Annotated in this window: 9 protein-coding genes; 6 read left to right on the plus strand and 3 right to left on the minus strand. The window is 68.1% G+C overall.

Annotation, left to right across the window (positions count from 1 at the left end; all coding sequences use genetic code 11):
• Complete coding sequence (locus VGT00_05335) at positions 1–2049, minus strand: hypothetical protein (GenBank protein ID HEV8530816.1); 2049 nt, start codon at positions 2047–2049, stop codon at positions 1–3.
• A gap of 200 nt (positions 2050–2249) precedes the next feature.
• Here VGT00_05335 and VGT00_05340 point away from each other — a divergent pair, with 200 nt between their 5' ends.
• The 6 genes from VGT00_05340 to VGT00_05365 are packed head-to-tail and all read left to right on the plus strand — an operon-like array spanning position 2250 to position 7734.
• Positions 2250–3242: a hypothetical protein gene (locus tag VGT00_05340; protein ID HEV8530817.1), complete on the plus strand. Its 993-nt coding sequence runs from the start codon at positions 2250–2252 to the stop codon at positions 3240–3242.
• 21 nt (positions 3243–3263) lie between these two features.
• Positions 3264–4469, plus strand: coding sequence for an ABC transporter substrate-binding protein (locus VGT00_05345; GenBank protein HEV8530818.1), 1206 nt, complete (start codon positions 3264–3266; stop codon positions 4467–4469).
• A gap of 22 nt (positions 4470–4491) precedes the next feature.
• On the plus strand, positions 4492–5352 hold the full coding sequence (locus tag VGT00_05350; GenBank protein ID HEV8530819.1) for a branched-chain amino acid ABC transporter permease: 861 nt from the start codon (positions 4492–4494) through the stop codon (positions 5350–5352).
• Positions 5349–6281, plus strand: coding sequence for a branched-chain amino acid ABC transporter permease (locus tag VGT00_05355; protein ID HEV8530820.1), 933 nt, complete (start codon positions 5349–5351; stop codon positions 6279–6281). Before VGT00_05350 ends, VGT00_05355 begins: the two co-directional genes overlap by 4 nt.
• Positions 6278–7030 carry an ABC transporter ATP-binding protein gene (locus VGT00_05360; protein HEV8530821.1) on the plus strand — a complete coding sequence of 251 codons (753 nt, stop codon included), beginning with the start codon at positions 6278–6280 and terminating at the stop codon, positions 7028–7030. The genes VGT00_05355 and VGT00_05360 overlap by 4 nt, the downstream gene beginning before the upstream one ends.
• Positions 7027–7734: an ABC transporter ATP-binding protein gene (locus VGT00_05365; protein HEV8530822.1), complete on the plus strand. Its 708-nt coding sequence runs from the start codon at positions 7027–7029 to the stop codon at positions 7732–7734. The genes VGT00_05360 and VGT00_05365 overlap by 4 nt, the downstream gene beginning before the upstream one ends.
• A gap of 231 nt (positions 7735–7965) precedes the next feature.
• Here VGT00_05365 and VGT00_05370 read toward each other — a convergent pair whose 3' ends face one another.
• Positions 7966–8343, minus strand: a complete 378-nt coding sequence (locus tag VGT00_05370; GenBank protein ID HEV8530823.1) for a thioesterase — start codon at positions 8341–8343, stop codon at positions 7966–7968.
• On the minus strand, positions 8340–9968 hold the full coding sequence (locus VGT00_05375; GenBank protein HEV8530824.1) for an acyl-CoA synthetase: 1629 nt from the start codon (positions 9966–9968) through the stop codon (positions 8340–8342). Before VGT00_05375 ends, VGT00_05370 begins: the two co-directional genes overlap by 4 nt.
• Positions 9969–9992 lie beyond the last annotated feature (24 nt).

A 9992-nucleotide genomic window follows, 5' to 3' on the forward strand; every position in this document is an offset into this window, starting at 1 on the left:
TCAAAGCTCGAGGCGATACAAGCGGACCCACAGATCCGGTTCCGTCCCGCCCTCCTTCTTCACGTTGAAACGGTCGCCGGCCGGGCCCGGCACCGGCGTCGTCCGCCACAACGAAGGCTTCATGGATAGCTGCTGGCGGAATTCCTCCGTCGCCCAAATCTGTCCGGGCTCGACGTGGGGCTCCACTCGGGCGGTGCACAGAATGGCATCGCCCCCGCCGATGACGGCGGCAGGATCGTCGGCCCGCTGGCGTGTCTGCACTTCGCCGTGGTGCAAGGCCATGCGCATTCGGGGCTGACCAGGAGCCTGATAGACCTCGTCCATGATCTGTCGTGCCATCTGAGCCAGCGCCACGGGATCGTCGTGCACGATCACGAGAGCGTCACCGCCTCTGGTCTCGATGACCATCGCGCCCTGGCCCCACTTCTTCACGGCATCCTCCAGGGCCTTGCGGACGGGGGCATCTGCTCCCGACCGCATCAGAGTCCCGAACCCGTAGACGTCGGCCTTCAGGACACACAGCATATCGACGCGAACCGTGTGATCGACGGTCCCCGTCTCCCGCCACGGCCGGCCGTAGCCGACGATGTTCACCCGGTCGATCCGCTGAAGATAGGCCGGATTGGCCCGGCCGATCACGTCCGACAGAACCGGGTGCACCAGGTAATGGGTGGCTCGCGGCAGCACGCCGTCAGGCTCGAGCGTCGCTTCACCCGGTCGCAGGAACCGCTGCACCGACTCGCCGCGGACCCGATCGTGGTGCACATAGCCGAGAAGTCCTACGCGATACAGCGCGCAGAACACGTGCTTGGGGTCCGCGCCGCCGGCTCCGGCATTGTGCTCGGCGAAGAGCATCTCCACCTCGTCGCGAGTCAAGATGTGCCCAGGCAGCCGATGCAGAAACCGCTCGAGCTCCAGGTGGCCGAGGTGCGGAGCGATCTCGGCCAGGTACTCGTAGGCGATCTCGGTGGCCGCCAGGTTCACCTCTTCCTTGAGGCGGTGCTCGTTGCGCCGCTCCTCCGGCCTGAGCGCGCCGAGCCGCTCGCCGATGGTCATCAGGTCGCGCGGTCGGAGCAACGTGTGCCGGCACACGTAGTCGAACGCGTCCTCGTCCTCGCGCGTGTAGGTGTGCGTCACATGAGCTCGCCCGAGAAAAGCCTGGAGGGGGTCCGTTCGCCACCGTTCGGGGCGGACCATCCGGTCGGCCTTGAGGAGCCGGATATTGTTGGTGAAGATCTCCCGCAGGCTCTCGGCGGAGTAGACGATGTCGACGGCGCTGCCCCGATACTGCTGGGACATGGCCGTGCGCTGAGGCAGGCGCGCGTATGCCTCTTTCCGAATGGCGGCGAAGACTTTCAGGTGATGGTTGATCCGGCGGAGTTGATAGGCGACCTCGACGAGGCCGAGCTGCGCGAAGTACCAGACGTTCGGCGATAGCTCGCCGGTGACGCTCGGACTGACGTCCAAGGCCTCGACGTGTTTGTTGAAATACTCGTCCACGCCATCGATGAAGATGGCCAGCGGAGCCTTCATGGCTCTCAGCCTCGGCACGAGGTGTCCGTCGGTATCCGTGGCGCAGCGCTGGAGCTCGCTCGGGGTGAAGTCGAGGAGGCGGACGAAATGATCGATGACGCTGTGCAAGCGGTCGTCGTCGATGAGCCCGGCCAGTCGCGGGCTGACCTTGAGATCGTCCACCGCGCCCACGTGCTTGAGGGCGGCCACGGCGATGGCGGTAAGCCAGAGCTTCGACCACGGCAACGGAGAAACGGCGAAGAACGCGAGCGCCTCCCGGCCGAATATCTTGTCGCCGATCGGCTTGTCGAGCAGGTTGCCGCTGGGGAGACACCCGGGCCGACTCTCTCGTTGGTAGAGAATCCGCTTGGCCTTCAGGAGTAGCGTCTTCCCGAATCCTTTGGTGGCGATGACGATGAACTTGTCATCCCGGTCCGGAGTCAGAAAACTGTCGATCTCCGGAGTCCGGTGGAGGAGTGACTCGTCAAAATCCTCCGCCACACGGATGTCATCGGCGTCAACGGTCCAGGCTCGCATATGCCCCCCCGAGCAAGCTGCGGAAGGATCAGAGGATAGCCCCTTCACGTGGCGTCGTCCATACCCGGCTGAGGCACCGGGCTTCGGTTCGGTGCCAGTCATCTTGAGGGTCATCGCGTGGTCGCGGAGGCTCGCCGACAGGCGTATAGTCGCGGGCGCGGGAGCGAGGGAACGGTTCGAACGACCTCAGGAGGTGGGCCATGGCGAAAAAGGGAAACATTCTGGTGGGGACGATCGGCCAGGGCGTCATGATGAGCGCCGACGACGGCGAGAGCTGGACACGGGCCAGCGTGCGCCAGGGCATGCATTCCGACTGCATTGTGCGGGCGCTGCTTGCCGATCCCCGGCGCCCGGACGTCGTCTTCGCCGGGACCGACATGGGCCTCTACGAGAGCGATGACCGCGGCGCCCACTGGCGGCTGCTGGACACGCCCATGAAGGGGTCCATGGTCTGGAGCATGGCCATCGACCCCGTCGATCCGAGCGTGATGTTCGCGGGGACGGGCACGCCCAGCAAGCCCGGCATCTATCGCACGACTGACGCCGGGAAGACCTGGGAGCAGCTGGCCGTGGACATCGCCCCGGACTGCCCGAACGTCGGCATCCCTCGGCCCACGGGGATCGCGATCGATCCCACCGACCACCGCCATGTGTGGGTCGGGCTCGAGGTGGACGGCGTGCGGCACAGCGCCGACGGCGGCGAGACGTGGACGAAGGTGAACGGCCAGATCCCGAACCAGGACGTCCACAATGTCCTGGTGGTCGCGGGTCCCCCCAAGTCCGTCTTCACCGTGGTCAACGACGACGTCTGGCGCAGCACCGATGACGGCAAGACCTGGGAGGCGGCGCGGGCCCGCGAGGTCTTCCCCTGGCACTACCCGCGCGGCATCGCGGTCAAGCCGGATGATCCGCGGACCGTGTTCGTGACGCTCGGGGACACGACGCCGGGTCGCATCGGCACGGTGATGCGCTCACGGGACGCGGGCGCGACCTGGCAGAGCCTGGGACTTCCCGTGCAGCCCAACTCGGCCGTGTGGACGGTGAGCCTGCCGGCCTCGGCGCCCGATACGGTCCTGGCCGCCAGTCGCTACGGCTATCTCTATCGCAGCGACGACGGCGGCGACTCCTGGCGCAAGCTGTGGCGGGAGTTCGGCGAGGTGTCGTCGATCCTCTGGGTGCCGCAGGCCGCGTGAGCATGACAAGGAGAATCCATCATGAGAAGGCGTGATTTTCTAGGTGTGGCAGTGGCCGGCGGCGTCGGCGCAAGCCTGGGCCTCCCTGCGTTCCTCCGACGGACGTGGGCGCAGGGCGGACCGATCAAGATCGGGATGCCGACCGCGCTCTCGGGAAGCAACGCTCAGTACGGGATCCAGGCCAAGCGTGCTGCCGAGCTCTTCTCCAAGGACATCAAAGGCAAAGGCATTCTCGGGCGGCCCGTCGAGTTCATCTACGAGGACACCGGCGGCGATCCCGCCACCGCCGTGCGCAAGGCCCAGAAGCTCGTGGAGAAGGACGGGGTGAAGTTCCTCACCGGTGTCGTCCTCTCGTCGGAGGCCCTCGCCGTCTCCGCCAAGTGTCCCGAGTGGAAGGTCATCTTCATGTCGACCATCAACGGGGCGGGCGCCCTCACGACGAAAGCCTGGCACCGCTACTTCTTCCGGGTGAACACGAGCGGGCCCATGGGCGCGCGCGCCATCAGTCTCTATCTGGCGGAAGGGCCCATGAAGCGCTTCTTCGCGCTGGGCAGCGACTACGCGTGGGGGCGTGACAGCGTCGCCTCCTTCACGTCGCAGATCACGGCGGCCAAGAAGGAGATCGTGGGCACCGACTACCCGCCGGTCGGCACCAAGGACTTCGCGAGCTACATCGCCAAGATCAGGCAGTCCAAGGCCGACGGCGTCTACCTCGCCCTGCCCGGCCAGGACGCCACGATTTATCTCAAGCAGGCCCACCAGTTCGGCCTCAACCGCGAGGTGAAGCCGATCATGGAGATCCTGGAGCTCGAGAACATGAAGGCGGTGGGCGATGCGATGGTAGGCGCCATCGGCAGCTCGCGCTATCCGTTCACGGTGGACACGCCGAGGAACCGGGAGTTCGTCAAGCGCTTCCACGATCTGCACGGCGTCTATCCCGACATGTTCGACGGCGAGACGTACGAGGGGCTCGAGTGGCTCGGCCAGGTGATCCAGAAGGCCGGCACCGACGACGTCGAGAAGGTCATCGAGGCCTGGGAGGACTCGAGCTACGAGGGCCTCGAGGGCCCGTTCTTCATGCGCAAGTGCGATCACCAGGCGGTGCAGCCCGGCTTCGCCGTCGAGGCGGTGAAGGATCCCAAGTATCCGCATCCGATCCCCAAGATCCTGGCGACCTATCCCGGCGAGAAGGTGACGCCGAAGTGCCGCACCGAGGACTTCTCGTAACAGGGCGGGCGAGGCGCCCCGCGTGGCGAACCTGGGGGAGCAGCTCCTCAACGCGCTGACGCTCGCGGGGCTCCTCTTCCTCGTCTCCGCCGGTCTCTCGCTGGTCTTCGGCATCCTGCGCGTCGTCAATTTCGCGCACGGCGTCTTCTACATGCTGGGCGCCTACCTCGGGTACACCACGGTCGTGCTTACCGGGTGGTTCTGGCCGGCCCTCGTCATCGTGCCGCCCGTCGTCGGCGTCCTCGGCGCCCTTCTCGAATCCTCAACGCTGCGCTTCATCTACCGCCGCCCACCCATCTACCAGCTCCTGCTGACCTTCGGCCTCGCCCTCATTCTCGAGGAGGCCGTGCGCATCCTCTATGGGCCAACCGCGAAGGGCATCGACCCGCCCGCGTACCTCCAGGGCGCCTTCGCGCTGGGAAACCTGCTCTATCCGCGCTACCGGCTCTTCGTCATTGGGCTCGGCCTCGTTGTCGCGATGGCAGTGTGGCTCTTCCTCCGCAAGACACGCGCCGGGCTCGTCATCCGCGCCGTGGCCCAGAACAGCGAGATGGCCGATTGCCTCGGCGCCAATGTGGCGCGCGTCCGCACCCTCGTCTTCGGCGCCGCCTGCGCCCTCGCCGGGCTCGGCGGCGTGGCGGCGGCGCCCATGACGACGGCCTACCTGGGGATGGGCATCGGCGTCATTGTCGACGCCTTCGTCGTCGTCGTCATTGGCGGCCTCGGCAGCATCGGGGGCTCGATCGCGGGCAGCCTCATCGTGGGCGCCGCCCAGACGTGGGGCGCCTTCTACCTGCCGGAAACGGCCATGGTCATCATGTACGCCGTGATGGGCGCCATCCTCATCTTCCGGCCCTGGGGCCTCTTCGGCGAGGAGGAATGAGAGGGACGCGAGGGCTGGCGGCGGTGGCCCTGGTGGCGCTCGCGGTGGTGCCGTGGCTGGCCGCGCGCCACCAGCTCTCGCTCCTCACCGACCTCCTCATCTACGGCCTGTTCGCCCTCTCGCTCGATCTCATCATGGGCTACACGGGCATGGTCTCCTTCGGCCACGCCGCCTACTTCGGCCTCGGCGCCTACGCGAGCGCCCTCGTGCTCATCCACTTCGCCCAGCCGGTGCCCGTGGCGCTGCTCGCGGGCGCGCTGCTCGCGGGCGTGGTCGCCCTGCCCGTCGGCTGGTTCTCCACGCGCGCCACCGGCATCTACTTCGCGATGCTGACCCTGGCCTTCGCGCAATTGCTCTACACCGTCGCCTACAAGTGGCGCGAGCTCACCGGCGGCTCCGACGGCATCGCGGGCGTGCCCAAGACAACGCTCTTCTGGGGTGGGCCGAGCCTGGCCACGCCCCAGGCGTTCTATGCGCTGGTCGCTGCCTGTGTCGTGCTCTCGCTCGTCCTCTGCCGGGCGGTGGTCCGCTCGCCCTTCGGCCACGCGCTGGAGGCGATCCGCGAGAACGAGCGACGCTTCATGAGCCTCGGGCGCGACCCGCGGCCCTTCAAGCTCGTCGTCTTCGTCATCGCCGCTGTGTTCGCGGGCCTCGCCGGCGCGCTCTTCGCACCCTTCCGGGGCTTCGCCTCGCCCGAGGTCATGTTCTGGGTCTTTTCCGGCCAGGGACTCATGATGGTGATCATGGGCGGCATCGGCACCCTCGTCGGCCCGATCCTGGGCGCCATGGTCTTCATCCTCATCCAGGAGGTGCTCTCGAGCTACACGGAGCACTGGATGATCTTCACGGGCGTCGTGTTCGTCCTGATGGTGATCTTTCTCCCGGACGGGCTGGTGGGAACGGCCCGGCGGCTCTGGGCGCGCGGGTGACCGCGCTGCTGGAGACTCGCGGCCTCGGGCGCGCCTTCGGGGCGCTCCAGGCCGTGGCCGGGGTCAGCCTCGCGGTGGAGCCGGGGGAAGTCCGCGCGGTCATCGGACCGAACGGCGCGGGCAAGACGACCCTCTTCCACCTCATCTCCGGTCTGCTCGCGCCCACCTCGGGTCGCGTGCTCTTCCGCGGCGACGACGTGACCGCGCTCCCCGCCCCCGCGCGCTGCCGCCGCGGCATCTCGCGCACCTTCCAGATCACCAGCATCTTCCCGGATCTCTCCGTGCTGGAGAACGTCCGGATCGCCGTGCAGCTCCGGAGCGGAGGCAACTTCCGCCTCGTGGGCGGCCGGGCCACCCTCGAGGCGAGCGAGACGCGGGCGCGCGCGAGCCTCGACTCGCTCGGCCTTCTCGGCCGCGCCGTGGAGCCGGCGTCGACCCTCCCCCACGGCGATCAACGCCTGCTCGAGATCGCCATGGCCGTCGCCCAGGAGCCCGAGCTCCTCCTGCTCGATGAGCCGACGCAGGGGCTGTCGCCCGAGGACACGGTAGCCACCGTGGCGGTCATCCGGCAGGTCGCGCGCGAGCGGAAGCTGACCATCATCCTCGTCGAGCACGACATGGACGTGGTCTTCGACCTCGCCGATCGGATCAGCGTGCTCCACTTCGGCCAGCTCATCGCCGAGGGCACGCCCGACCACATCCGGGCGAACGCCGAGGTGCAGCGGGCCTATCTCGGAGGCGCGGAGTGACGCTCCTCGCCGTCGACGCCCTCCAGACCTTCTACGGCAAGAGCCACGTGCTGCGCGACGTCTCCTTCACGGTCCCGGCGGGGGAGATCACCGTGCTCCTCGGCCGCAACGGCGCGGGCAAGACGACGACCCTGCGCTCGATCATGGGGCTGACGGCGCCGAGGGGCGGCGTGGTGCGCTTCAAGGGCCGCGACATCACCGGACACGCGCCGCACGAGATCTTCCACCTGGGAATAGGGTATGTCCCCGAGGGCCGCCAGATCTTTCCCCATCTTGACGTCGGCGAGAATCTCCGCCTGGCCGAGCGTCGCGTCGACGGCGACTCGAGCTGGACGCGCGAGCGTATCTTCACCTACTTCCCCGTCTTGCGCGAGCGGTGGCGGCAGCGGGGGCGGAGCCTCTCCGGCGGCGAGCAGCAGATGCTGGCCATCGCGCGCGCGCTGGCCGGCAATCCCGAGCTGCTCATGCTCGATGAGCCCTCGCAAGGTCTGGCGCCTCGACTCGTGCGCGAGCTCGAGTCGCTGATGATCCGACTCAAGGCCGGCGGGGTGACCATCCTGCTCGTCGAGCAGAACGCGCGGATGGCCCTGGGCGTGTGCGATCAGGTGCTCGTGCTCGGCAAGGGCGCCGTCGTCTTCGCGGGCTCCACCGCCGAGTTCCGCCGCCGCGAGGCCGAGCTCAAGGGCCGCTACCTCTCCGTGTAACTCCTGACGCGTTCTTGCATTCCGACGCCTCCCCCTTATCTACTCAGCCCTCGCCTCAGGGCTTCGCCCTTCAGCTCGAACTGCGGCCCTCTCCCCCTCCGGGGGCGAGGGATAAAGGAAACATTCTGACCCTCTCCCGGTGGGGTGGGGATTGCGTTCTGTGATTCTCCCGGCACTGTGATTTAGGATCCCTCTCCCCCATTGGGGGAGAGGGCAGGGTGAGGGGGAGCGCTAGCCGAGGCGGCCGCGGCGGACGATGGTGCGGCGTAGCGTGCCCTCGCCGATGAGCTCGCGCGGGTTGTGCGCCTCGACCCGGAACAGGAGCTTGCGGCCGTCCACTTCGAGGAGCTCGGTGCGCGTGACGAACGACTCGCCGACCGGGGTCGGGCGCCTGTGGCGGACGCAGATCTCGTAGCCCACCGTGGTGTAGCCCTCCGGCAGAAAGCGCTGGGTCGAGTCCTGGGCGGCCATCTCCATCTCCAGGATCATCCACGCTGCCATGAGCACGCCCGGTCCGCCGGCGTGAGTCGTGGCCATGCTCTGAGTGACCACGGCCTTCCGCTCGCCCCGCAGGCCGGGCACGAGGCCCGGAAAGCCGGGCTCCGTCACAGTGTCCGGACCCGGTGTCGCAGCTCGAACTTCTGGATCTTTCCGGTGGCGGTGGTCGGGAGCGGGCCGAAGATCACCAAGCGGGGCACCGCGAAACGCGGGAGGTTCTCGCGGGCGAAGGCGATGAGCTCCTCGGCCGTCACCGTCATGCCCGGGCGCAGCTCCACGAACGCGCACGGCGTCTCCCCCCACGTCTCGTCGGGGCGCGCCACCACGGCGGCCAGGGCGACGGCGGGGTGACGGATGAGCGCCGCCTCCACGGCGAGGCTCGAGATGTTCTCGCCGCCCGAGATGATGATGTCCTTGGAGCGATCCTTGATCTCGAGGTAGCCGTCGGGATGCTGGACGGCGAGGTCGCCCGTGTGAAACCACCCGCCGGTCAGGGCGGCCTCGGTGGCCGCCTTATCCTTTAAATAGCCGAGCATCACCGTGTTGCCGCGCAGCATGATCTCGCCCAGGGTCTTGCCGTCGGCGGGAACGGGGGCGAGCGTCTTCGGATCGGCAACGATCTGTCCGTCGACCACGTGGTAGGGCACGCCCTGGCGAGCCTGCTGAGCGGCCTGCTCCTCCGGTCCCAGCCCATCCCAGGCGTCTTGCCAGGCGCAGAGCGTTGACGGGCCCAGGACTTCCGTCAGGCCATAGATGTGCTGCACGCGAAAGCCCAGTTCACTCATGGCACGGATGATCTTGGCTGGCGGCGCGGCGCCCCCGGTCTGGATGTCGACCACGTGGTCGAAGCGCCGTCGCGCCTCGGCCGGCGCATTGATCAGCATGCTGAGCACCGTCGGCGCCCCGACCATGTTGGTCACCCGATGCTCGGCGATCAGCCGGAAGATCAGCGCCGGGTCCACGCGCCGAAGGCAGACGTGCGCGCCGGCCATGGCGGTGACCGACCACGGGAAGCACCAGCCGTTGGCGTGGAACATCGGCAGCGTCCAGAGGAAGACGGCCCCCGGCGGGATGTGCCACGAGAGGATCTGCCCGACCGCCATCACCCAGGTGCCGCGGTGATGATAGACGACCCCCTTCGGGTTGCCCGTGGTGCCCGACGTGTAGTTGAGCGCGATCGGCTGCCACTCGTCGCGGATCGGCGGGGCCGCGAAGTCGGGCGAGCCCTGAGCGACGAGCGCCTCGTACTCGATCTCGCCGAGCCGCTCGCCGGGTCCCTCGTAGAGCGGGTCGTCGAGATCAACGACGAGCGGCTTCCTGTCGAGCTGAGCCAGGGCCTCGCGGACCGCCGGCGAGAACTCGCGGTCGGTGATCAGGACCTTCGCCTCGCCGTGGCCCAGGATGTAGGCGATGGTGCGGGCGTCCAGCCGAGTGTTGATGGCGTTGAGCACGGCGCCGAGCGACGGGACGCCATGGTGCGCCTCGAGCATGGCCGGCACATTGGGCAAGACCACCGCCACCGTGTCGCCCTCGCCGATGCCCCGCGCCGCCAGTGCGGAGGCGAGCCGGCGGGACCGCGCGTCGAACTCGCGGTAGCTGGTGCGCCGCGACCCGTGGATGATCGCGGTGCGGTCGGGATAGATGGCGGCCGAGCGCGACAGGAATCGCAGCGGCGTCAATGGCGAGAAGTTGGCGGGGCCGGACCCGAGTCCGCTCGCGAAGATGCTCTCTGGCATGGCTGTCATCCGTTCCCTGTCTCG

It is taken from the genome of Candidatus Methylomirabilota bacterium (assembly GCA_036002485.1).
Lineage (GTDB): Bacteria > Methylomirabilota > Methylomirabilia > Rokubacteriales > CSP1-6 > AR37.